A 24,166-nucleotide genomic window follows, 5' to 3' on the forward strand; every position below is an offset into this window, starting at 1 on the left:
AGTGCTTTCAGTGTCAGGTCGTCAGGCACAAAATAGGCGGATGATAGATCGATGGATCGGCTGGCGGCGGTGATAGCAAGCAGGTACATCAACGCCATGCTTTCACTGCCCCCGGTGGGCGAACTGCTGAAGATCTGCGCTCGCCCCTGGCCAACACGCGGCAGCACGGGGAAATAGGGTTCCGTCGCAGTAACGGTGCCGAAGTAGAATTTGCGGTCGCGAAACCCGAAGCCAGAAGATGAGCCATCACACGAAGCGCCCACGAAAGAGCCTGCCGGCAGGGATTGCCAAGGTGCTCAAGCGCCTGCACTACCCGCTGGACGTGATTCTGCTATGCGTGCGCTGGTACGTGGCGTACTCACTAAGTCTGCGGGATCTGGAGGAAATGATGGCCGAACGCGGTATCTCGGTGGACCATTCCACCGTGCATCGCTGGGTGATCAAGCTGCTACCGGTGTTCGAGCAGGCATTTCGCAGGCATCAGCGTCCGGTGGGCACCAGTTGGCGCATGGACGAAACCTACCTCCTGGTAAAGGGGCAATGGAAGTATCTCTACCGGGCTGTGGACAAGGCCGGCAAGACCATTGATTTCCTGTTGTGTGCACGCCGTGACACGGCCGCTGCCCGGCGCTTCTTCGAGAAGGCCATCGCCCAGAACGGGGCTCCGCAGACTGTCACGGTGGGCAAGAGCCGCGCCAATCTGGCAGCCCTGCAGGCCATCAACGCTAAAAGGGAAACTCCCATCAAGATCCGGCAAAACAAATACCTGAACAACCTCGTCGAGCAGGACCACCGGTCCATCAAACGCCGGGTCAGGCCGATGCTGGGATTCCAGAATTTTCGCTTCGCCCGCATTATCCTGGGTGGCATCGAGACCATGCGCATGATCTGCAAAAGGCAGATGGTCGCCCCAAAGGGGAGTAGTCCGTCCGCTGCTGAGCAATTTTACTCGCTGGCCGCATAAGCGCAGCACCCCGGCTACTCCTCGCTGGTACCACCTCCTTATCGCGACAAAACCCGGGGAAGTCAACAATGGCTGGACTATCCTGACATCGGCGCTTGCTACCGAGCGGATGATGATGGGTAGCTTCGTGGCCAATGCCCGCGCGGAATTCGAGCGCCTGGTTCGCTGCGTTCGCGGCGCGGCTGAACCTCATACGGTGCAAATGTAGACAAGCGCTGATCGACCATGGCGCCACCGACGGTAAAGTGATACAGGCTTTGCCAAGCGTGATCTTTGATTCCCAGCATGGCGTGCATTTCATCGTCGAAAAAACAGCCAATTCCCGTAGCGCGCTCTCCGGAGGCTTCTGCTTCAAGATAGAGCGCCTGGCCGAGAATTCCGCATTCCCAGAAAAGATGGCGATAACGCCATGGTTGCTTCAGGGCGATTTCGAAATTTGCGATCATTCCCAGCGCAAAGCAGGAATCAGCGGCGATGTCCTGGTGACAACAGATCAACTTTGCCACTGCGCGTAAATCGTAAGGTAGCAGAAAATAGAGCGGCAGATGGTCCGGTCCAGTCTTTTGCCACAGCCATTCCGGGCGCATAGCCTGCTTGAGGCTAGGCAGCGCCCCGGAATGTCTCACTAGCACATACAGGCCCGGCTCCAGATCGTCCACGCGGTGCACCAACAGCGCCGGATGCACCGCGACTGGAGACATCAGCGTATTCCACGGTGGCGTGTCGCTACGTACCAACAGACATGCCAGCATGGCGAAAAAAGCCGCGGCGGTGATGCGCGTCGTACCATCGAAACTCACAGCGCTGCGGCGCTGCCGAGCGATTCGGGCAAAGCTCAGATCAAGGGCGGGCGTCGCGGACCACCGGTGCGGCTCCGGATTTGGCGAGCTCGGTTCGCGAGTACGAGACTTGTGCGTGGCGCGATGGATCGAATCGATGTCGGGCCAACTCTCATGTCCCGCGCTTAGTTGATTCGCGTATCCGTACCAGTGCGCCTTATCCAAAGCAGCCTGCAGGCACCTAGGGTCCGGCTGTGCTTCAGGATTGCCGATCCAAAGCAGGGCATCTGGCACCTCTGGTTCGGCCGGTCCAAAATCCTCGCGGCGGTTCAATCCAAGCAATGCGGCCAACGCGTCATCCGCAGCCGCCTCCACCAGCCGCGTCTGCCAGCCGAGAGCTGCCGCGGCGTAACTCACTGCCGCGATAGCATGGCCGCAGTCATGCTGGCAGTAGCGCCATGCGCGCATTCCGTATTTCCACGCCTCGCGCCAGTGGATCGAGCTGATGCCGACCAGGATACCGCCGCCTGCAAACGCCTCGGTCCATCGAGGATCATCCAATTCAGCGCGATGTTCAAGTACATGGTTGCGGCTCAGGTAATGGTAGACCCCGCCAGCCAAGCCGGGCAGAGCCGGACACAGAAGATAGCCCTCGGTCGGATGCAGATTCCCGCTCGAAGGATTGCAGCGCAGTGACCACCGCTGAGCACCGTAGGATTTGCACGCTGACAGGCCGAGTGAAAGTTCAAACAGGATTGCCAGGGTACGAAGACTGAATCTTTGCGCGGGAGGCAGAGTGCCGCAGCGCAGCTCGTTGTAGCGTGCGGCCAAGGTGTCCGCGACCAATGGAAGAGCAATCCGCGGTGTGCCTTGAAACACCCGGAACGGGTCTGGCTGGGTTGCCCAGTCGAGCCCTTCGGGACCGGGAGCGTAGCTGTCGACACGGTGCTTGCTGCGTTCGTGATATTCAAGCAACACCTGCGTTAATCGGCTCATATGCCTTCAGCTCAGGAATGCTGATTTCGTATTATGGATCCTTTTCGGCCACCTGACGTCGCGGCGATAAGTGAACGCATCGAAGTACAGGGAGGGCCATTTTCTCGCCAGTGGGCGCAACTGGCAAGGGAGTTGGTCGGGCGCCCACCAGTTGAGTAACCCTTGTTGGGAATCTAGTCGCAAGAGCGTATTCTTAAGAAGTGACATGACAGCAGACCATAAGCAACGACAAGGCACTCATGAAGTACGCCCCCGTACCTCCGGCCCCGACAAAGCGCTCGACAACATCGAGAAAGCGCCAGAGTGAACAACCAGATGAAGGTCGCAAGACTGCGCAACCCGGTCAATTCGATCCGCAAAACAAGCAGATTGCAGATTTGAGCTAGTTCGCGTCGAAGCAGCAGTCCAATGCTGCATCAACATCACTTTTGGTGCTATCGCGCCTACAAACGGATTTCTGACGCTGCCATCGCGGATTTCCTGTCCGGCTGTACCAACCAACGTTGACACCATGGGTCTCAATCCTCCGAGCGCAGTTGTGCCCGGATAACCGAGGTGCTGCTATGCGTACCCTTCTCTATTTTCGTTTCGCAGATGCTGCTTCGGCCAGAAATGGCTGGACTCAGGTGCTTGCCCTATCAAGGGCGCCAACTTACGTAACGGGTCCGTGGTTCATGGGCAGAGGCCTCAAGCCTATCGAGGGCTTTCCGGCTGCCGATAGCAGCCATACCACATTCCGACCCGAAGTTTCGATGGCTGGATATGTTATCTGCGCGGTACTGGGTATAGCTCTCGCCGGATACTACGGCGACCATTCTGACCCGCTGAGTAGTCTCACCACCTATGGCCTTGGCTTTATGATCGGGGGCCTCGATTAGCCCGACATGCGGCCTTATTGTCGCAAGGCGAGCTTCTCATGATTGTGGGCTGCAAATCATCCGAGAAGGATAAGGTTATGACCTTGCTATATGGCAGAGGCGGAGTCGGCATAGAGGAGCACGGCGATTTTCTGCCGCATCTCCGCTGGATATAAAAATGGAATCTATTCCATTGCCACCGGACTAGGCTTACGTCTCGTCCGCGACTGCCGGTTCCTGAAAAGACGGCTTCCGCTGCTGGTAATGGCTTGCGAGGCGTGCCCAGACGCACCCGCAACGACGGTGGCGGATTCTTAGGAATCTCTGCCTTGAGCAACGGTCCGACAACGCGCCGGCAGAATCGGACTGCCCCAGTTGCCTGTCGCTATTGACGTCAGCCAACTCTCATATATCCGACCTATTATGATAGTTCGCCCCTGTGCATTCCAATGCAAGAGCGATTGAGTCACTAACCGGAGTCACATATGACCGTCAGGTTCAAATGTTGGTCCGAAGACGGCGAGGAAGTCATCAACGTACCAAAATCTCAGCTAATCTCGGAGTTCGCACCCCACACGACATTGCCCACAGTCCAGAAACAGGCAAAAGACGTCGAAGAAAAGGCCGTCAAATGGACGATGCCGGACGACCCAGATAGGTTTGGCGATTACGCGTAGCACTTACGCCGAGGTGCCCAGAGCAAACAGCCCGCGCAGCGAACTGCGCGGGCCCCGCAGTCTCCGGGCGACGCGTCCGCATTGACTACATCCCAGAAAATCCCTCATCCGACGTTCGCGGAATCGCCCTGCGCATTGCCGCCACTCAGCCAGCCAGCCAGCAAATAATGGTTCCCTGCCAAAGATCCGTGAAAGCCCTTTTGAGAGCCTTCCCGCAGCAGCCACAGCGGCAGGACTCCACAATGTTCAATTGCGCGACCTGGCCGTGGCCTAGCGACCTCGAGCAGCGGCCCCAGCTTGCCAATAGGATCACGTCAACCTTGCGGCAGGATACCTGCGAACGCCTCATTGGAAGCGCGAAGACATCTGCTGGGATAGCCGGCGAGGTCTATCGCATTTTGATGGCGGGGAGCGTGCTGCCGCAGTGAAACTCCGAGCTTTCGCCGCGGCGCCGAACGGTTCCACCGTATTCAGTCTGCTTGTGCCTCAATCTTTCATGGCGTGTGTCCCTAAAGGGAAGTATCGCGTGCGGGCGGCCACCTTAGTGCTTCGCCATGAGGGAGCGCGTTAACTATACTCACCTAAAGAACTTGCGGACGATGAAGATAGTAGCAAGTCCCCCTGTGGCGCCACTAAGGCGGCAATGACGTTCTTCAGTACGAAAAAACAGGCGTCACCGAACCCGCAGGCCCAAAGACAGTAAATCAGAGCGCTCATCCGCAACAGCGGCAAGCCAATCCATGACTGCAAAAGAAACCTTTCAGTCCCTTCGGTCGCACATCCTGTCCCTTGAAGAGGAATTCACTAAGTGCCGTATCGTTGCCGTAGCCATCGCCAACGAGAACAACTGCTTCGCTCTGCGTCGCGTTGTCCTTGACAAGCACGGCACCATTTGGCTCGTCGGTTCGCCTACTTCGAGCAGTCACACGATCTCTGCTGCATGGAGTCATACCACCTACCAATTTTGCGTCCAGCCATCCACCGATGAAGTCCAGAAGGTCCAGTTTCTTGATCAGTCTGGCGCTCCCAAAAGTATCCTATAGGCATAAGGATTCGCGGGTTACGGTCTGGCCCCTGGCTGTATAAGGATGTGGTATCCGGTCCCGAAATGGGAAAGGCTGGGGAGCCGGGTCGGGCGGGATTTCCATTAGCATCCCGAACACCTCGCTGCGAGATTCGCTGCCTGGCACGAACTCACCGACGTGGCCAAAAATCCGTCAACTGCTTTGTGAGCGGCGGTCCCGCGTGCCACTGCATTGGCTCGCTATCGGCAAGTTAACAGTGCCTTGTCGACTGTCCATTTTTGGTTATGTTGAAAAAGCCATAAGTGCTAGTTACACCGCTTCCCAAGGTCGTGGAAAGAACCGCGGAAGTCCGTTCTCCAACCGTTCTCGGCGCTTTACTCAACCGCCTGCGCAGCGTCGACACATGGCTAGACGATTCCGGCATCGCCACCGGGCGCATCGGCCGACAGCGGCTTCGTGGCCTGGGCATGCTGGCCGCGCTGACGTACAGATCCAGATGTCAGGCAGAGCGTCAGTGCCGCTGCCATCGGTACGCAGCTGTCACCGACACCTGGGAAGTCCGTCCGCTTCGGCATGGTGGGACCACGCGTTTCGTGACCCTGCGCCAGCGTATTCCATTTGAGACCTGTGCAGGCCGGATTGCAATGTCCTTCCTTTGACGACAACGCGGCACGCTCCTTTGACTTTCGAAACCCCCTATCCAATACTGGAACGGCGGTTTTCCCAACATTGTTGCTGGGGACAGGACGGCTGACGCCGTTTCCTCTCGAGGCGGCGCCACTTCATTCGTCCTCGCCATGCGAATCGATGGGGGAATTCGATCGACTGACTGAAGCTATATCAGGGGCGGCCTTTTGCGCGACAGTACCCGGTTTGCGCACTTGACGGATCCCATGAACGCGGGATGGACCATCACCAGGAGACAGCCATGGCGACGCACGCCCATCTCCACGCGGTGCGGCACGGCGATGGATAGGCCAGTCAGTACTGGCCATGACACGCAATCGCGGCGCGCATGCGAAACCTGCGGCCCGATCCGGGCGACCTGCCCGCGCGCCGCCAGTGTCGCCCCAGCCGCGTTCGAGGCGGCGAAGCAGGCCAGGCAGAAGGGGGCTGCGCATGCGGCCCCGGCTTTCCAGTGCGCTCAAGCTGACCCGCAGGCCATCAAGCGTACGCGGCAAGCATCTAGACGCTGATAGTGATCGCGAAGCAATGACGGAGACACTCATGGATAAGAACAATCACCCGAAGCCGTTCTACAGATCGCTCTACTTCCAGGTCATCACCGCGATCGTCGTCGGCGTCCTCCTGGGCCACTTCTATCCGCACACCGGCGAGGCGATGAAGCCACTGGGCGATGGCTTTATTAAGCTGATCAAGATGATCATCGCCCCGATCATCTTCTGCACGGTCGTGGTGGGCATCGCTGGCATGGAGGACATGAAGAAGGTCGGCAAGACCGGCGGGCTGGCGCTGCTGTACTTCGAAGTCGTGAGCGGCATTGCGCTGGTGGTGGGCTTGATCATCATCAACATCGTCAAGCCCGGCGCCGGCATGAATGTCGACGTAACCACCCTCGACACGAAGGGCATCGCCGCCTACACCGGGCCCGGAAAGATGCAGGGTACGGTGGATTTCCTGCTGAACGTGATCCCGAGTACCGTGGTGGATGCCTTCGCCAAGGGCGAGATTCTCCAGGTGCTGCTGTTTGCGGTGATGTTCGGCTTCGCGCTGCACAAGTTCGGCGGCCGCGGCACGCTGGTGTTCGATTTCATCGAGAAGTTCTCGCATGTGCTGTTTACCATCGTCGGCTACATCATGAAGGTCGCTCCCATCGGCGCGTTCGGCGCCATGGCGTTCACCATTGGGAAGTACGGCGTGGGTTCGCTGCTGCAGCTTGGCCAGCTGATGGCGACGTTTTATGCGACTTGCCTGCTGTTCATCTTTATCGTGCTTGGTACCATCGCACGCCTGCACGGCTTCTCGATCTGGAAGTTCATCAAGTACATCAAAGAGGAACTGCTGATCGTGCTGGGCACGTCGTCCTCCGAATCCGTGCTGCCGCGGATGATGGCCAAGCTGGAGAACCTCGGCGCCCGCAAGTCTGTCGTCGGCCTGGTAATCCCCACGGGATACTCGTTCAACCTGGATGGGACGTCCATCTACCTGACCATGGCGGCGGTATTCATCGCTCAGGCGACCAACACGGACATGACCCTGACGCAGCAGATCACGCTGCTGGCCGTGCTGCTGCTCACTTCGAAGGGCGCCGCCGGCGTCACCGGCAGTGGCTTTATCGTGCTCGCGGCCACGCTGTCGGCGGTGGGGCATGTGCCGGTCGCCGGTTTGGCCCTGATCCTCGGCATCGACCGCTTCATGTCCGAGGCCCGCGCGCTGACCAACCTGATCGGCAACGGCGTGGCCACGGTGGTGGTCGCGAAATGGACCGGCGACCTCGATGTCGAACGGATGCGTCGCAGGCTGGACAACGAATCGGACACCGAAGCCGACGAACCCGAGGTGGTGCTCGATCAGGTTGCGGCCCACATGCCGGTTGCTGTCCCCCGCACCGATATGCCTCGCTGACCTTCACGTTGCCGATGCACGCGCGCCCGAGCAAGCCTCCATGCCAATCAGACAATGTGGTAACTAATTCGATTACCCCTCGCCGCGCTGACTCGAAAGAGCTTGGCTTTGATGATCGGATCCAGGTCCAGATGGGCTTGCCGTTCCAAGGTATCACCCAACGTCGGGATCAATGTCTTCAGGCGCTTGCCGCAGACCCTGTCGGCCGCTTCCCACAACACCGTCAACACCTGGCGTACTGCCTCGTCGTACAGCCGATTGCATTCGCGTGTCGCCTTCGTCGCCGCGGAGGCCCCCCTGCTGCCGCAGCAGCTGGATGGCGTGCTTGCGGTGATTCCCAGTCAGGGCCGCGAACTCATCGAGAATCGTGATCTGTTCACCGAACGCCGCGCTGCGATACCCCACTCGCAGCGCTTCGAGCAACTCCTTGCGTATCGTCATGCTGATTTGCCTCGTCACGTTGCGCTGCTCCCGCCGGACAATCCGACTGGTAGCAAACTACGTGAGGCAACAGGTCAGCACGGGTTGCAGTTCTGATGAGTCAATGCGCCGGCCAAGATGTTTGTCGGTAAACCGGACATCCTGCTTGACGCTATCCATGCGCGGCCCGTTCGATGCGGACCGGCGCGCCGCACTGCTGTCCTGCCGAGCGCTGCCCGGCTTACCGGACGCAGCACTCGGAAGTGGTGGTCGAGACTTACAGCGTGCAAGAAAGCTGACAGGCGCCGGCTGCGTGTCGGCGCCGATGGCAACGCTGGTGGCGCTCAGGCACCGTCGAGGAAAGGATTGGCGCGTTCCGAGCGCATCGGGAGCCAGGCTCATGCTGGCGGGGTCCATTGACGGGTTGGGGCTGCGGGCCAGCGTGGGGTCGACTGGAGCGGGAGCCATGCCCGGTTGAGCCGACTGTCCGGCACCTTGCGCATCGGGATCGCGTACAGCTGACAGCGCCCCCTGGGCCGACGGCGCTGCCGCCRGCATTGCTTGCATAGGCTGGGCGGATGGCACCGCCTGGCTGGATTGCATCGGCTGAGTCGCTGGCATCGGCTGGGTCGGCTGAATGGGCTGGGCCTGCTGCGCGAACAGCGGGTAGGACGCGATCATCGCACCAGCCATCAACAGGGATTCGCCAGATGCTGCTTCATTCGTGTACCTCCTAAAACGCCTACCGGCATGGGGACGGCCACTGTAGCGCCGAGGCATCTGACATTCTGTTCGATTTTGCTTGCACCGAGGCCGGCTAACTGCGCGCGCGAAAGTATCCCGCGCCGCACTTTGTGGCTTTGTTAGTTCAGCGCCACCCTCAAGGGGTGCTACGACGCCACCCAGCGCCGTCAAACCCGATGACTCTGCCGGCTCACTCCGGAAAGCAGTGCAAGGACCTTGTATGCAGCCTGGATTCGGGACGCTCGGAAGGCGCGCGTGAATCTCAGCGGTCGGCTCCCCATTCCCCTGCACTGCGGAGTGCCTTCCTTGTTCTTGGGCCGCTGGCTGCGGTCTCACAATCGCTTACAAGCCGAATGCGTGTTCGGTGATAGGCTCACCACCATGACAGCCGACGGTTGCGCATGACCATCGCGCTGCTAAGTGAAGAAGACAAACATATGCCTTCTGAATAACTAGAGCGTGCAACAGGCTTCTCTTAGCCTAACGAAGCGCAAGTTGGAGTCACTTCCTATGTTGACCGACGTTCAACTACGTTCGGCCTCTCACTCAGATTGGCAGCAAGTCGTTACATTGCTTGAGAGTTGCAGGCTACCTGCCGCGGATGTTGTCGAAATTATCGAAGCCTTCCACATTGCGGTGTGTGATGGCCACATCGTTGGCTGCGCAGCGGCAGAGCACCATGGAGAGTCCATCCTCATCCGCTCGGTAGCAGTTGAGCCCGAATACCGCGACAGAGGCATTGCCAGCCGATTGGTTGAGGCGCTCTTGATGCGGGCTCGCGGCACGGAGGCGCGAGACGCCTATCTCCTGTCTACCGTAGCCCCAGCCTATTTCGCGCGCTGGGGATTCTCCCTTATCCCTGCTGAAGAAGCACCGCCAGAAGTCACGGCTTCAAGCGCATTTCAGCGGGCCGCGCAAACGTCTGCACTCTGCATGCGGTGTGAGTTGCGCTAACAGTAGATTCTCCTCTCAACGGGCAGGGTGGTCGCCCGAAGCAACCCAAAAGAAACAAACCCCCGGAAGACCGCAATCTTCCGGGCTTCCGCCGCCATTGCCGGCGAAGACGGAGGGATTCGAACCCCCAATAGCCTATTCCCTTGCCGTATCTACCTGGAAATGTTCCACGGTCTACCCGGCATTGACCGCCCGCTGCAGCCAGTCTGGCATGGCGCCGCGGTCGTCCCAGCCCTGCCCGTGCGCGTTGCGGTAGCGCACTGTCCCCGGCAATGGCGCCGGCGGCGACTCGGCAAAGCAGCCTGCGGCCTGCAAGTCCGCCAAGGTCAGGCCGTGCCTGGCCATCTGGATGCGGATCCAAGTAATCGCTTCGCCGCGCTCGATTTCGATCGACATCATTTTAGGTGCACAGATTCGAGGAGGCTGCGGAACAGGATCCTTGCGTTGTCGTCTTCAGAGACCGTTGGGCCTAACGCTTGTTCCGGCGGATCGCTGGTTTGTGGCAACACACTCCCCCGGAATCGCGTGCCCACCCTCGTCGCTCAAGAATAAATCAAACTCACGGAAACCGCCGGCCATCAGTCCCCGCTCGACTGGTCCACAGGCTTATCCCCTCGCGTGGTGGACAAATTTCACCCCGCCCTCGATCACTTCATCAAGCGGACCCGGAGTTGAACTTGGTGCGCGCCGGCGCCCGGCGCCTGGCTAGCACCAAGCGGCGTGTCGCGGTGGCTTCCGCCTGCGCGCGCTCGACCCGCCGCAGCGCCACCTCGAGTTCGGCCCGCAGGCGCTCGTGCGCCACCTGCCCATCTGCTAGCGCCTGCTGCGCCGCCCCCCACTGCCGGTTGATCGTGTCGCGCTCGGCCTGCAGTCGTGCCCGCTCCTCGGCGCCGGCCACGGCCGCGTCTTGCGTCCGCGCCTGCACCGCTGCCAGCTCAGTGCGCAGGTCCGCCACCGCCTGCTCGCCCTTCTGGCGCAGCGTGCGCTCCTGGTCGATCTCGCGCAGCGCTCGGTGGCGCTGGCGCGCTCCTGCGCGACGGCCACCTGCTCGCGGGTGTGTTCACTCGCGTCTCGCGCGCGGGTCGGCCTTGGCGTGTTCGATCGCCTTTAGTGTTTCTGAGTCGAGCACTGCCTGGGCGTCTGACGGAATGGCAAACAGTTTGCCGTCGATGTCATGGACGTGTAACTGCTCATGGGTGACAGCATCCGTCACCAGCGCGCGGCCAGTCAGGCGCAGGGCGGCTTGGAGATGTGATTGTCCCGAGACGATCCGGTAATTACGTCCTTCTGATCGTCTCACCACCGCGTCAGTGGGGATCTCGCCGAGCTCGATAGCGCCGAATCCGGGGAGCGACATTTCCTCGATGCGATTCTTGATGCAGGCGACCATCACGGCGGCGCTGGGGCGCTCGGTTGCCGCAAGCCGTTCATATTGACCGAGGAGGATATTGGCCTTCTCGATTGAGGGCGTCGTATAGACAAAGGACTGGATGGCGGTCGGCGGGCAAGTCAACCGGGTCGCCATGATTGCGAATGCCCAGTCCCTCTTGTAGTTGCAGTGTGGGCAAACCCAGCCGTACTTGGTGGCAATCAGGATGCCAGGGGCGCCACCTTCGACTCCGTGGCGATGATCGGCGCTGTTCCTGCAGGTGAAGGCGCGCAGAACCGGGCCGCCGAGGCCAACCTGGTTCTCGTTGAGCTTCTGGACCTGATCGTCGGTGAACGGTGCGCGGATGTAACTCATGGCATTTGAGAAAGCAGCTTCGGCGTGACGTGGCTATCGCCGCGCAGCCGGCACCCGCGACGCTCGGGAGTCTGCCCGGCGGCTAACAGAAACTCTGGGCGCCAGGACACACTGCGGCCGCCGCCTCCTTCCAGTTTATGCCCGGGCGAAGGGCTACGTTGCTTTGGCCGGGCCCGGACCTTTTGTGTGCTGCCCGACCTAAATCCATTCCGCTTCGTCGAAGCAGACAGGACAAATCTGCTCGTCCTGTTCGTGGCGGCGGGGAGGGGGGAACGGAAGCTGCCGTCCCCTTTACCTTGCCCAGGAATCCGGCCGGCGGACACGCGCCCGCAGACCACGCACCGAAGCAGGTCACCGGTGCACTGGGGCCCAGTGCCGCGTCAGCGGTCGCGACCTTTGGCATTGTCGATGGCCTCCCGGTCCCCGCGTCCAGCGCAGACTTCGAATCGTCGGATACGGCAAACTGCCGACCATCGACTTCGTGCACGTGCAGCATTTTACCGGTGACTACGCGACCACATGCTCGGCGGCCTCCTTGGCATATCATTCGCGCAGTTCGTTGTACTACCGTTTGTCCAGCAGCGTGCAAAGGTGGAACCGGGGCAGTTGTGCAGCAGCCTGCTGCACAACCGTCCGATCTGCCAATAGAGCGCCATGAGTTCCCGGTGACCGAGCGGACCGCACGCTGGCGTGCCTGCTCGACCCAAGTTTTGAACCCAGCGAGCCAAGCGGTGTAATCGGGGGAGGGAGCGTTGCGTGCGGCATTCGGTTGGTTCCGTTTCGGATTGCGGGCCGGCGGCGCCGGTCGCCCCTCATTGTCCGGGTCGGTCAGCTGGCGAGCAATGCAAGGCCCAGGCCGTTCCATGGGACGGCACCGCCGCGAGAATACTACCCAACCTGGAAATGTTCCACGGCCTGCCCGGCGTTGATCGCCCGCTGTAGCCAGTCCGGCATGGCGCCTCGGCCGTCCCGCAACTGCCGCTCGAGCGTCTCGATCTGACGCGTGCCTTCCTCCTGACGCGCCTGAGAGGCCGCGAGGGCTTGGCGCGCGGCGTCCAGTTCCCCCTGTAGCGTCGCGCGCGCTTGCTGCGCAGCGTCGAGCCCGGCCTGCACGGCTGCCGTTTCCTGTTCCGCCACGACCACCGCGGCCCGCGCCAGGTCGCGCTGCGCCTCCGCCTCGCTCGCCGGCAGCCAAGCTTCGGCCCGCAAGGCGGCCAGTTCGCCGGCGGCCGCCTCGTTGGCGGCCGGCCAGATCGACTGCACCGCGTCGGCCGCGATCGACTTGAGCGCGTCCGGCAGCCCGGAGTGGCCAACGGTCGCGCGCATCTTGCTCCGCAGGTCCGCCCGGAACTGCGCCAGCACCTCGGTGGGCGTGCCCATGTTGCCCTTACGCACCTGGCCATATAGCTTGTTGAGGGATGGCCGGGATTCGTCAAAAATCCGCCGCATCTCCTACTAACCAACTGATTTAAAATAAGAATTGCCGCTTTTTTGCCTGGCGGCCGCGGCACGCGCACGCACTGCTACAAATCCGGACTGCCGTGCTCAATGACCAGCTCCGATCGCACGTTGAACGATGGTATCCCTCCATCGCCAGAGCAGAAAACCACCGCATTGCCGCTTAGTCAGCGCCCGCTTTGGTGCGGTCTCCTACTATCACATTTTTCCGGGGGTCAAAAAAAGACGCCATTTTTGGCGCCTCGAACTTGGGTCTCACCCCAAACTACCGGTAATCTAACCCTCGCGGCCGTTTTAGCCCGTTTCCAGCCGCCGTTCAGCAAACTGGCTCGGCCCGCAGCCCGCGGTGCATTCAGATTTCATTGTTCCGGTCTTTGCCGCGCGAAATCCGCGCCGGCTGGCCGGCTGCAGCCATCCTCGCTCTCCTCGTCATGACCCAGTCGGCGCCGCCGCACTGCGTCCGCTCTCGCCCAAGTCGAATCGGTTCGCCCGAACCAGGTCGGACTGCGCAGTCTGGCCCGGTTCGGACTGGCTTGCCACTTCCGTGGAAGCCGATCACGCCGTCCACTCCACAATCTCAGTGAGGCTGAGGATGGCACGCGCCCTATCACCGCGCGCACCGAGACGGTGGATTTTCAGTATAGCCCTCGAACGCCGCCCCACCAAGGCGGCTGGCCCGACTGCCCGCTGCAACCAGTCCGGCATGGCACCGCGGCCGTCCCAGCCCTGCCCGTGCGCGTTGCGGTAGCGCACCACACCAGGCGTTGGGGTCGGCGGCGGCTCGGCAAAGCAGCCGGCGGCCTGCGGGTCGGACAGGCTCAGCCCATGCTGGGCCATCTGGATGCGGATCCAGGTGATGGCTTCCGCGCGCTCGATTTCGATCAACATGATGCAGGTGAATAGATTTGAGCGCGGGATCGAGCGTCGCGCCGTCATTCGGGAACATTGAGGTTGTTCCGGGGATTGCTGCTGTGGAGATCCGCGCCGGCGGAAGGACAAGGTGGCCTATCTGCTTAAATTTTAATCAAATCCACAGATCGCGCGGTGGACACCCTGCCCCACCCACGTCCCTCAGGCTGGCCCGGGCTTGAACTTGGTGCGCGTCACCGGCGCCCGGCGCCTGGCCGCCACCAGCCGGCGGGTCGCGGCGGCTTCCGCATCTGCCCGCTCGGCACGGCGTACGGCCGTTTCCAGTTCCGCCCGCAGCCCTTTTGTGCCGCCTGCCCTCGCTCGAACGCCTGCTCTGCCTCCGCCAGTTGCCGGTGGAGCGTGTCGCGCGGCGTCCAGTTCCCCCTGCAGCCCCGAGTGGAGAAAGAGCCACCGTGCGTGACATCGTTGGCACGATGGCGATGATGATTGAAAACGCGGAGCATCATCGCGGGGCCAGAGAGCAATACCGCGCCGACGCCATCGATCGGCGGATACGGATATGGGTCACATCCAGCCGAATGGCTCACCCTCAGTAACTACAGCATTCTGGTGTTCGCGGCGTGCGTACCTGTCGCCTTGCATCATGACCTTCTGGCTTTCCTGCAGCGATTTGAAGCCTTCCCCACACACATCCAATATGTACCGTAACGCCCACATTTGCAATTTGCACCGGCACTGCCAGCCACTAACTACAGCAAATTCATTATGTTACGGCCTCCGGAGTCGAAATGAATTACAGAAGCCATTAAAATAATGGGAATCGATAACAAATAAATTGTGATAACAATTATTCATTAGTGTCAGTCATCCTGCTGGAATTGAGCTTGAATCATGATCACTTAATATTTAAGTCGTTTCACGTACGCATAAAGAATCGCAATTAATGATTTCGATCTAGACAATGACAGAAATGCCCCCAAATTTCCAGACAGACTTCTTCTTGGTCTAACCATTCGGTCACTCAGGTTTCACTCAATACCAGATTGATAAATGGCGCGGCATGGATGTGTTCGCACCGTCTTATACGTATATCGTGTCCGATTTGGCCCGCATTTCATGCTTATTTTCAATCTCAAAATTACATTTCGGCACTTAATGAAATGTTAATAACTATACATCCAAATAGACGTATTAAACGGCACACATATATTGATATACGGATCTTTCAATACGATATTCTTACGTAATAATGGCATCGAAAAGATCACGATGTTTCACGTCCACATTGAATCTCTTTGGTTGTATTTAATAAACTCTAATTATCAATCGAAAGAGTCAATTTTTTGGAAAAAAGTATCTTTTTACTTATTAAATTTAAATCACTCGCATCGCTTAGCAGAGAGTCAGATTACCTTCAGCAAGGATTCCATAAGCTCGCGTCCGACCGGATCGCGCCAAGCCTCGACCGCCTCGTCGTAAGCCTCATCGACATGCCGCCCATTTGCCTTGTTGACGCTTATCCTGGATTGATCTCAGCCCCCGCTTTGGCGTGCGCTCCCATTCGTCCCGCCGCCATCCAGAGTCGGTCGCTGCTCTCACCCCGCCCGCGGCACCGATCAACGTCGCACGTCTCGGCTGCGCCATAAGAGATAACTCCCACCTTGCCCCAGCCCAGACACTCAACCTAGCCGCCCTCTTCAGGGTGCTTATCCCTGCGCCCCCTTCGGCATGCAATCGTGTCCTCTCTGTGACAGAGGGCAGGACAATGGGATTAGATCGGCCTCCCACTTTCGGCTGGGCCCCCTAGTGCTTCTGGCGACTGTCTCGTTAGTGCTTGATCGCCGAATAATGCACTGCGCAAAGACGACGACACGGCACGCGATAACGCGTGAAGAAGCGAGCTCTGACATGGCCGGGAAGGACTGGGCGCCTCGGCGACGGTCGCGAGACAGAACGAATAAACGAGAAATATATGCATGAAGGCGGTTCGCGCCGCCGCAGCGCAAAGCGTTGCAGCGGCGCCGGCCTTGGACGGGAAGCACAGGGTGTAGCTGGTGACGATCCGGCGGCGCCTTGATATCTGGTTGATTTCAGTGCGGACAAGTTCCGGTGGACTGGATGAGCGCGTTGCGCTGCGACGAAGCCATCCGGCTCGCCGGATGACGGCCATCCCCTCGTTTCATCGCATCGACGCCGGCAAGGATATGCCGCCGCCAAGGGGGACGTTTCGTTTGTAGCAGCATCGCAATCCGGGGGAGACACAAAACGTGAATGCACCTCAGCAGAGCCGCAAGCGATTGCGGACCACGCTTAAGACCACAGCAGTCCTGTTCGCACTGTTCGCTCGCGAACATTGCGCCGCAGAGGCCACCAGGCCGACGGCGCCGCACGCCCACCCGGCACCCAGGGCGGAACAGCTAACGCTCGCAAACGAGAAGGACCGCCTTAGGGAGCGCATATTCGCCCTGGCCGAAGGCGGCTCGCCCAAGTTGGCCCTGGAACAGGCCGCCACACGCCCGGACGTATTTGCGCCTCGCGACCTCCTGCTACTGGAGCATCTTGTGGTTGCCCAGCAAATCAGGTGGGCCCGGCAGCAAGCCAGTGCTTCCAATGACCCCGATCGGCTGGCTCCGGYCGACAGCGCGCTGGCCGCGGCCGATGCGCTGCTAGCCCGGATTCCCGCAGACGACGAATACAGCGGGGTGAGGCGCGCGGTCCAGGCCGACCGCCTCACCGCGCTATCGGTACGTGGGCGCATGAAGGAAGCAACGGCACTCTACGAGCAGATTTCGCGGGCACCTGAGCCGATGCCGGCTTCCGTCTATGTCGCCGCAGGCGATGCCTACGCCTATCTCGACAAGCCCGACCTCGCAGCCGCCGCCTATGAACAGGCCTTGCAGACGGGGGTCGAGCCGCTAAGGGAGACCACCGAGCCCTATGCGCTATCGCTGCCGGACGTGCAGGAAAGCTTGTTCTTTGCCTACCTGGACCAGGGGCACTACGAAGCGGCGCGCGAGCTGGTCACCATGATGGCACGCAACACGCCGGCGCATAACGAGCTGTCAGAAGACGCCGACAAGACCAATCCGGAGTACGGCCGCGTCAAGAAGCTGCAGGCTCAATACCTGCTCTACACCAATCACGTGGAAGAGGGCCTGCAGGCGCTCGAGACCCTGCGCAAGGCGGCCCCGTTCGATCCTTCCTTCCTGACCGCCCGCGCGGACGGCTCCCTGGTACTGGAGCGCCCCTACGCCTCGCAGAGCATCTACCGTCAGGCGCAAGCCGACCACCCCGGCGACATCGAGAGCCTCGTGGGCATCGGCAAGACCGCACTGCAACTGCATCAGTACGACCAGGCCAAGGCGGTCGCGACAGTCTTCGACGGCAATTTTCCCGACAACAACAGCGTCAAGAATTTCCAGCGCGAGTACCGCGTCTACGAGCGTCCACAACTGATCATCGACGCCATTGGCGAGCGCGGCAACGCGGCGCTGGCGGATCATGCCTGGGGCGTTGACACACGCCTCTACTCGTCACCGATGGCCGATTACTGGCGTGTCTTCGCGCACCAATACTCGGGACGCGCCGACACCGGCGATGGCCAGAGCGTCAGCCGCATACGCAATGGCCTGGGCGGCGATTTCCGGCGCGACGGATGGGAAGCCGCTGCCGAGGTGCATCAGTCCACCGGTGGCCACGGCAAGACCGGCGGCACCGGCACGCTTGCCTTCCAGCCCAACGATCACTGGCGTTTTGGCGCCGGCGTCGATTCCGACGACAACGCGCTGCCGTGGAAAGCCTACCAGGCTGGCATCACCGGCCGCGCCGCCACGGCATCGGCCCGCTATTCGCAGGACGATGCCCGTTACTTCAACGTGATGTATGGCGCATCGCGCTACAGCGACACCAATTTTCACCAGCAGTGGCAGGGCACCTGGTACGAACGGCTGATGAACCAGCCACGCCACCAGGTCTCGATCTGGCTCGACGTGGGCTCCAGCAGCAACACCCTTGATGGCACTGCTTACTTCAATCCGCGGCGCGACTACGTCGCGCAACTGCGCTCGATGTATCAGTGGACGCCGTGGCGCTATGCGGAGAAGTTGTTCGCCCAGCGCGTATATGTCACTGCGGGCGGCTACAAGCAGGACGGCTTTGGCGACAGCATGCTGTGGGAGGCTCGCCTCGAACAGTTCTGGCAGCTTGGCCGCAAGGCTTCCCTCACCTACGGCATTGGCGTCGGCAGCAGGCGCTACGACTCGAATCGCGAAACGACCAAGCTGATCTACCTCAATCTCAACGTTCCCCTATAGGTCATCATGAACAAGCTTAATCGTCGAAAATTCATCGGGCTCGCCGGCGCGCTGTCGGTGAGCCACAGCGCGCACGCCGGCTACGGCCTGTCCTTGCTGCCGCCACCAGATCGCGACGATGGGCTGACTTTCCGCGTACTTGCGTTCCACGATATCCGCGACGACCTGCGTGCCGATGTGGGAACGGTGGCGGACACGTGCGCCATCAGCACCGCAACGCTCAACAATATCTTCGCCTGGCTCAAGGGCAATGACTTCCACCCGGTCAGCGTCGACCAGATCATCGCATCGCGCAACGGCGGACCGCGGCTGCCGCCGCGCGCCGTGCTGCTGACCTTCGACGACGCCTACAGGAGCCAGTACACCAAGGCTTTTCCCCTGCTGCGGCAGTACAACTATCCCGGCCTGGTGGCCGTGGTGTCGCGCTGGACCAGTACACCGCAAGATGAGCCGGTTCGCATCAGCCATAAGTCGGTGATGGCGCCTGGTTACTTCATGAGCTGGGACAACCTGCGCGAAATGGCCGAGTCCGGGCTCGTGGAAATCGCTTCGCACACGCACGATATGCACCATGGCGCGGTCGCAAATCCCCAGGGCAATGAACTTCCTGCGGCGAGCGCGCACATGTATTTTGCCGCCCTGAAGCGCTACGAAACCGAGCAGGAATACGAAAGCCGGGTCGGTGGAGACCTGAAGACGTGCTCCGAACTGATCCAGGCCAACACCGGCGTCAAGGTGCGCTCGATGGTCTGGCCCTATGGCATGTACAACGCGGCGCTGATCGGCGCATCGCACAAGCTTGGCATGAACGTCCACTTCACCCTCGACGACGGACCTAATACTCCCGAGGTGCCCCTGACCAAGGTCAGGCGCCTGCTGGTTTCCTACGACTGGGATGCCGGCGTCATGATGGGCCAGTTCCGCCAGCAATCGGCCTATCGCGGCGACAACCGGCCGGTCGAACGCGTGGTCAATGTCTCGCTCGACGACGTGTATGATCCCAATCCCGATCGCCAGGAAGCCAGGCTGTCGCGCCTCATCGACCGGATCAAGGATCTCGAGCCAAAATCGGTCTATCTGCAAGCCTATTACGATCCCGACGGCAGCGGCACCGCCCAGGCGCTGTACTTTCCCAATCGGCATATGCCCGTGCGTGCCGACCTGTTCTCGCGCACGGCGTGGCAACTGATTACCCGCGCCGGGGTACAGGTCTATGCGGCGCTACCTGTGCTTGCCTACAATCTGCCCACGGGCCATCCGGCCTCTGCGCGGCTGGTAACGGTGCTGCCGGGCGCACCGCTTACCCCCTTTGATCCGCGACAGCGGCAACGGCTCAGCCCCTTCGACCCGCTCGCTCGAGGCGTGATCCGCGATATCTACTACGACCTGGCCAGGTACACCAGCCTGAACGGCATCGTGTTCGGCGAGGACGCCAGCCTGAGCGATGTCGAGGATGCCAGCGAAGCCGCGCTTTCCGCCTATGCCGACTGGGGTCTGCCTCGCGATCTCGCAACAATCCGCGCCAACCCCGATCTGCTGCAGCGATGGTCGGGCGCCAAACTCCAGTACCTGATCGACTTCACACGTCAACTCGCGGACGTAGTCAAGGACTACCAGGGCGGCGGCAATGTGCTGACCGTGCGCAGCCTGCCCGCCAACGCGGTGTTGCACCCTGACGCGAGCATGCGACTGGCCCAGGACATTGATGCCTTCTCCGTGCAGTACGACTTCATCAACCTGATGGCTTACGCCGATGCCGACGGCGGTCCGCCATCCACGCCCTGGCTGGAGAGCCTGGCACGTGCCGTGGCCGCGCATCCAGGCGCGCTGCCGAAGACCATCTTCGCCCTGAAGACACTCGACGGCCGTACCCAGGCCCCGATCGCCAGCACCGCGCTACGCGAGCAGATGCAGCGCTTGCGCATGGCTGGCGTCAAACATCTCGGCTACCGCCCTGACCAGTTCATGGTGAACCAGCCTGACCTGGCGGTGCTGCGGGATGTCATGTCCATGCAGAACCTGGTTCGGCCGCGCAACGGCATGAAAGTCTAGACCAAGAGCAAATATAAATTAGGTGGGAGGACATCATGAAGAACGCGGCAAGCGTGATCTCGAATTTCGTCTTTTACTATCCATTGTTCATGTCGTACTTGTGGATGACCGGTGGCCTCCTTCACTACTTCCTCATCGAGAGAAAGGAACGCCATAAGAAGCGGGCTGACGTGGTGCTCGATTGCCCCAAGGTCTCGGTGATCGTGCCCTGCTTCAACGAGGAAGATAATGTGCGCGAGGTGATCGCGAACCTGGCTAACCTGCGCTATCCAAACTACAACATCATCGCTGTCAATGACGGTAGCCGCGATGCCACCGGAGACATCCTGAACGAACTGATCGATCAGTACCCGCAATTGCTGGTGATCCACCAGAACAACAACGAGGGCAAGGCCATTGGGCTGACCACCGCGGCCATGCTGACCGATGCCGAGTACCTGCTGTGTATCGACGGTGACTCGCTGCTGGACCCGGAGGCCATCGGCTGGATGCTGCGCCACTTCCTGCGCGACGCGGGAGTAGGCGCCGTCACCGGCAACCCGCGCATTCGCACCCGGACCTCGCTGCTGGGCCGCATGCAAGTCGGCGAATTCTCGTCCATCGTGGGCCTGATCAAACGGACCCAGGAAATGTACGGCCGCTTGCTTACCGTTTCGGGTGTGATCTGCATGTTCCGCAAAAGTGCGCTGCGTAACGTGGGCTACTGGAGCCCAGACATGCTGACCGAAGACATCGATATCAGCTGGAAGCTGCAGGTCAATGGCTGGCGCCTGCATTTCGAGCCGCGCGCCCTCAGCTGGATCCTGATGCCCGAGACGATCAGGGGCCTGTTCAAGCAGCGCCTGCGCTGGGCCCGGGGTGGTATCCAGGTGTTGCAGAAGTATGCGGCACCCATCATCACCAAGAGTAAGCCGATGATGTGGCCGATCTTCCTCGAGTATTCGATCAGTGTGATCTGGGCCTACTGCATGCTTTTCACCCTGGTGATGACGGCCGCGACCGCCTTGTTCGAGCTACCCGAGGCATGGCGCTTCGCGGGCATGCCTCGCGGCGCGGGTGTCTTTCTCTTTCTGACCTGCTGCGTGCAGATCCTGGTTGGCTGCGTCATAGATCGCCCCTACGACACCAAGCTGCTGCGCTACTTTCTAGACACGATCTGGTACCCGGTCGCGTTCTGGACCATCAGCATGGTCGCTTCGGTGATCGCCCTGCCCGGCGTGCTGTTTCATCAGCGCCGCACCCGGGCAAGGTGGACCAGCCCCGACCGAGGCATCCGCGAGGAGCCCACGCCGCCAAGGTCACCCGCGCCGGCATCCCACTATGTCGGGCAATTTGAAGAGCATTCTTGAGGAGGAGTGAGAAATGAAAGACCCAATCATCGACGCGTCCAGCGCCACCTTGCAACAATATCTGCAGCATCATGCACGGGGCAAGGCGGTTCGCCGCTATCTCTGGTACCGCGTGGTGCGCCCCTTGCTCGTCGCAGCGATCTGGGCAGCGGCGGCGTTCTACATCTACTGGTGTGTGGCTTCTGCTGGCAGCACTGAGTTCTCGCTAAGGGAAGTCATGCCCGATGTGTTGATCATCTTCGCCATGAGCATGACGCTGACGTTTTGGACACTGGCGCGCCGCCTCGACGAGCGAGTGTCGGGTTCCAAGCGGCCTGCCCGCGCAGCGCCGATATCATCCCTCGACCTGGCCCGGGATGTGGTGCTCTCGGTGGGCACCGGTCGCAGCCTGATGGCCTTTCACGATGAAGATGGGCTGATTTCGCACGTTGCACCATTGCACGAGCTGGCTTGACCAGCAGCGGAGCATCGGCCTCGCGCGGGCGGCTCACCGGCCGTCGCGCGAGGCCTTTTTAAAACAGCTTTATTCTTTTTCGGGGCATTTTCATGTGTGGCATTGTCGGCGCTGTTGCTCAACGTAATGTGACACCGGTCCTGCTGGAAGGATTGCGGCGTCTGGAATATCGCGGCTACGATTCCTGCGGCCTTGCCGTGCTGCAGGATGGTGAGCCACGACGGGTGCGCAGCGTGGCGCGCGTGGCGAACCTTGCTGAGCAGGTGGATCAAACGCTGCTGGAAGGTACCGTCGGCATCGCTCACACGAGGTGGGCGACGCACGGCGCGCCGCTCACACGAAATGCCCATCCGATCTTCTCCAGTGGCGAGATCGCTCTGGTGCACAACGGCATCATCGAAAATCACGAAGCCCTGCGCGAGCAACTGAGGGAATGTGGCTACGATTTCGAATCGCAGACCGACACAGAGGTGATCGCGCATTTGGTGCACCACTGTTTTCACCACGACGGCGGTGGGGACCTGTGCAAGGCGGTGCAGCTAGCGCTCCAGCAGTTGCACGGTGCCTATGCCATTGCCGTGTTCACGCGCGAGCAGCCGGACCTCGTGATCGGCGCCCGCTCCGGATCGCCGCTCGTGGTAGGCCTGGGAAGCGATGGTACTTACCTCGCTTCAGACACCATGGCACTGGCTGGAAGCGCAGGGCGCTTTATCTACCTCGAAGAGGGTGACCTGGTATCGCTGGCGCGCGGTGGGGTCTCGATCATCGACCGTAATGGCAATCCTGCCTTCCGCGAGATACGCGAGTTGGAGGCGAACGCAGCCGCGGCCGACCTCGGCCCGTACCAGCACTACATGCAAAAGGAGATCTTTGAGCAGCCAGCCGTCATCGCTGATGCGACTGAATACATCGAGGAGTTCTCACCGGCGCTGTTCGGTGCACAGGCGGCTGACGCATTCGCCGACATTGATTCGGTGCTGATCCTGGCCTGCGGCACCAGCTACCATGCCGGCCTGACCGCCAAATACTGGCTGGAGTCGATCGCGCGGATGCAAACCAGCGTGGAGATCGCCAGCGAATACCGCTATCGCGATTCCGTGCCGAATCCCCATACGCTCGTGCTAGTGATATCGCAGTCGGGCGAGACCGCAGACACACTGGCTGCCCTTAAGCACGCGCAAGCCCTTGGTCATCGCCATACACTGGCGATATGCAATGTGTCCGGCAGCGCCATCATGCGCCAGGCCAACCTGCACTTTCTGACCCGGGCCGGCGCCGAGATCGGTGTTGCCTCCACCAAGGCCTTCACCACCCAGTTGGTGGCGTTGTTCGTGTTGACGGCGACGCTGGCCAGGCAGCGCGGCCTGCTGCCTGCTCTGCAGGAGGCCCTGATACTCGAACAGTTGCGCCAACTGCCGGCAGCGCTGAACCGCGTGCTGGCGCTCGAGCCACAGATCGTTGCCTGGGCAGAATCGCTGTCGCGCAAGGAGAACGCGCTTTTTCTCGGGCGTGGAATACATTACCCAATCGCGCTCGAAGGCGCGCTGAAGCTGAAGGAAATCTCATATATCCACGCCGAAGCCTATGCTGCGGGCGAACTCAAGCACGGGCCGCTCGCGTTGGTGACCGACCAAATGCCGGTGGTAACAGTCGCGCCCAACGACACCCTGCTGGAGAAGCTTAAGTCCAACTTGCAGGAAGTACGGGCGCGCGGCGGGGAGCTCTACGTCTTTTCCGATGCCGGTAGTATGATCAGCAGCGCGCGTGGGCTGCACGTCATCCGCATGCCCGAGCACTACGGGATGCTGTCGCCGATCCTGCATGTGGTGCCTCTGCAGTTGCTGGCTTATCACACCGCGTGCGCGCGCGACACCGATGTGGACAAGCCCCGCAATCTCGCCAAGTCAGTCACGGTGGAGTGACG

The 24,166-nt window shown here is 60.8% G+C and carries 15 protein-coding genes and 1 pseudogene; 9 read left to right on the forward strand and 7 right to left on the reverse strand.

Translation table 11 applies throughout. The features are described 5' to 3' along the window. Window positions 1-179: pseudogene (locus AC1DT6_RS36730) on the reverse strand (cardiolipin synthase B); the annotation flags it as partial. Between the two features lie 59 nt (window positions 180-238). On the opposite strand from AC1DT6_RS36730, the gene AC1DT6_RS36735 reads away from it, so the two are divergent. Beyond that, window positions 239-964, forward strand: coding sequence for an IS6 family transposase (locus AC1DT6_RS36735; RefSeq protein ID WP_441632626.1), 726 nt, complete (start codon window positions 239-241; stop codon window positions 962-964). A gap of 98 nt (window positions 965-1,062) precedes the next feature. Here AC1DT6_RS36735 and AC1DT6_RS36740 read toward each other — a convergent pair whose 3' ends face one another. Then, entirely contained in the window at window positions 1,063-2,739 is a 1,677-nt protein-coding gene (locus AC1DT6_RS36740; RefSeq protein ID WP_441632628.1) for a SagB/ThcOx family dehydrogenase, read from the reverse strand. A 3,786-nt stretch (window positions 2,740-6,525) separates the two neighbouring features. Between AC1DT6_RS36740 and AC1DT6_RS36745 the strand changes: the two genes are divergently transcribed. The 3 genes from AC1DT6_RS36745 to AC1DT6_RS36755 all read left to right on the forward strand — a co-directional run bounded on the left by AC1DT6_RS36745 (window position 6,526) and on the right by AC1DT6_RS36755 (window position 10,002). After that, entirely contained in the window at window positions 6,526-7,884 is a 1,359-nt protein-coding gene (locus tag AC1DT6_RS36745) for a dicarboxylate/amino acid:cation symporter (protein ID WP_441632630.1), read from the forward strand. Window positions 7,885-7,986: 102 nt separating this feature from the next. Continuing rightward, window positions 7,987-8,421, forward strand: coding sequence for a hypothetical protein (locus AC1DT6_RS36750; protein WP_441632632.1), 435 nt, complete (start codon window positions 7,987-7,989; stop codon window positions 8,419-8,421). A 1,137-nt stretch (window positions 8,422-9,558) separates the two neighbouring features. Beyond that, window positions 9,559-10,002 carry a GNAT family N-acetyltransferase gene (locus AC1DT6_RS36755; protein ID WP_441632634.1) on the forward strand — a complete coding sequence of 148 codons (444 nt, stop codon included), beginning with the start codon at window positions 9,559-9,561 and terminating at the stop codon, window positions 10,000-10,002. A 174-nt stretch (window positions 10,003-10,176) separates the two neighbouring features. Here AC1DT6_RS36755 and AC1DT6_RS36760 read toward each other — a convergent pair whose 3' ends face one another. From AC1DT6_RS36760 to AC1DT6_RS36780, 5 genes are all read right to left on the reverse strand, one after another. After that, complete coding sequence (locus tag AC1DT6_RS36760) at window positions 10,177-10,401, reverse strand: H-NS histone family protein (protein WP_441632636.1); 225 nt, start codon at window positions 10,399-10,401, stop codon at window positions 10,177-10,179. Between the two features lie 256 nt (window positions 10,402-10,657). Continuing rightward, window positions 10,658-10,957: a hypothetical protein gene (locus AC1DT6_RS36765; RefSeq protein ID WP_441632638.1), complete on the reverse strand. Its 300-nt coding sequence runs from the start codon at window positions 10,955-10,957 to the stop codon at window positions 10,658-10,660. A 105-nt stretch (window positions 10,958-11,062) separates the two neighbouring features. Next, window positions 11,063-11,746, reverse strand: coding sequence for a hypothetical protein (locus AC1DT6_RS36770; protein WP_441632640.1), 684 nt, complete (start codon window positions 11,744-11,746; stop codon window positions 11,063-11,065). A gap of 888 nt (window positions 11,747-12,634) precedes the next feature. Next, window positions 12,635-13,195, reverse strand: a complete 561-nt coding sequence (locus tag AC1DT6_RS36775) for a DNA-binding protein (protein ID WP_441632643.1) — start codon at window positions 13,193-13,195, stop codon at window positions 12,635-12,637. Window positions 13,196-13,759: 564 nt separating this feature from the next. Next, on the reverse strand, window positions 13,760-14,092 hold the full coding sequence (locus tag AC1DT6_RS36780) for a hypothetical protein (RefSeq protein ID WP_441632645.1): 333 nt from the start codon (window positions 14,090-14,092) through the stop codon (window positions 13,760-13,762). A 2,249-nt stretch (window positions 14,093-16,341) separates the two neighbouring features. Here AC1DT6_RS36780 and pgaA point away from each other — a divergent pair. The 5 genes from pgaA (at window position 16,342) to glmS (ending at window position 24,164) form a co-directional block, all read left to right on the forward strand. After that, window positions 16,342-18,387 (forward strand): poly-beta-1,6 N-acetyl-D-glucosamine export porin PgaA, encoded by a 2,046-nt coding sequence (pgaA, locus tag AC1DT6_RS36785; RefSeq protein ID WP_477115411.1) that lies wholly within the window; start codon window positions 16,342-16,344, stop codon window positions 18,385-18,387. Window positions 18,388-18,393: 6 nt separating this feature from the next. Next, on the forward strand, window positions 18,394-20,439 hold the full coding sequence (pgaB, locus tag AC1DT6_RS36790) for a poly-beta-1,6-N-acetyl-D-glucosamine N-deacetylase PgaB (RefSeq protein WP_441632649.1): 2,046 nt from the start codon (window positions 18,394-18,396) through the stop codon (window positions 20,437-20,439). A gap of 35 nt (window positions 20,440-20,474) precedes the next feature. Beyond that, window positions 20,475-21,788, forward strand: coding sequence for a poly-beta-1,6-N-acetyl-D-glucosamine synthase (gene pgaC / locus AC1DT6_RS36795; protein ID WP_441632651.1), 1,314 nt, complete (start codon window positions 20,475-20,477; stop codon window positions 21,786-21,788). Window positions 21,789-21,801: 13 nt separating this feature from the next. Beyond that, the gene (locus AC1DT6_RS36800) at window positions 21,802-22,242 is read left to right on the forward strand and encodes a hypothetical protein (protein WP_441632653.1); all 441 of its coding nucleotides are present in this window, start codon (window positions 21,802-21,804) and stop codon (window positions 22,240-22,242) included. A gap of 92 nt (window positions 22,243-22,334) precedes the next feature. Further along, entirely contained in the window at window positions 22,335-24,164 is a 1,830-nt protein-coding gene (gene glmS / locus AC1DT6_RS36805) for a glutamine--fructose-6-phosphate transaminase (isomerizing) (protein WP_441632655.1), read from the forward strand. The last annotated feature ends 2 nt before the right edge of the window (window positions 24,165-24,166 follow it).

The organism is Cupriavidus sp. 01L45 (assembly GCF_056399885.1).

Coding starts and splice junctions, on each gene's coding strand:
- AC1DT6_RS36735 (WP_441632626.1), top strand. CDS start 239: ATGAGCCATCACACGAAGCGCCCACGAAAGAGCCTGCCGGCAGGGATT.
- AC1DT6_RS36740 (WP_441632628.1), bottom strand. CDS start 2,739: ATGAGCCGATTAACGCAGGTGTTGCTTGAATATCACGAACGCAGCAAG.
- AC1DT6_RS36745 (WP_441632630.1), top strand. CDS start 6,526: ATGGATAAGAACAATCACCCGAAGCCGTTCTACAGATCGCTCTACTTC.
- AC1DT6_RS36755 (WP_441632634.1), top strand. CDS start 9,559: ATGTTGACCGACGTTCAACTACGTTCGGCCTCTCACTCAGATTGGCAG.
- AC1DT6_RS36760 (WP_441632636.1), bottom strand. CDS start 10,401: ATGATGTCGATCGAAATCGAGCGCGGCGAAGCGATTACTTGGATCCGC.
- AC1DT6_RS36770 (WP_441632640.1), bottom strand. CDS start 11,746: ATGAGTTACATCCGCGCACCGTTCACCGACGATCAGGTCCAGAAGCTC.
- AC1DT6_RS36775 (WP_441632643.1), bottom strand. CDS start 13,195: ATGCGGCGGATTTTTGACGAATCCCGGCCATCCCTCAACAAGCTATAT.
- AC1DT6_RS36780 (WP_441632645.1), bottom strand. CDS start 14,092: ATGTTGATCGAAATCGAGCGCGCGGAAGCCATCACCTGGATCCGCATC.
- pgaB (WP_441632649.1), top strand. CDS start 18,394: ATGAACAAGCTTAATCGTCGAAAATTCATCGGGCTCGCCGGCGCGCTG.
- pgaC (WP_441632651.1), top strand. CDS start 20,475: ATGAAGAACGCGGCAAGCGTGATCTCGAATTTCGTCTTTTACTATCCA.
- AC1DT6_RS36800 (WP_441632653.1), top strand. CDS start 21,802: ATGAAAGACCCAATCATCGACGCGTCCAGCGCCACCTTGCAACAATAT.
- glmS (WP_441632655.1), top strand. CDS start 22,335: ATGTGTGGCATTGTCGGCGCTGTTGCTCAACGTAATGTGACACCGGTC.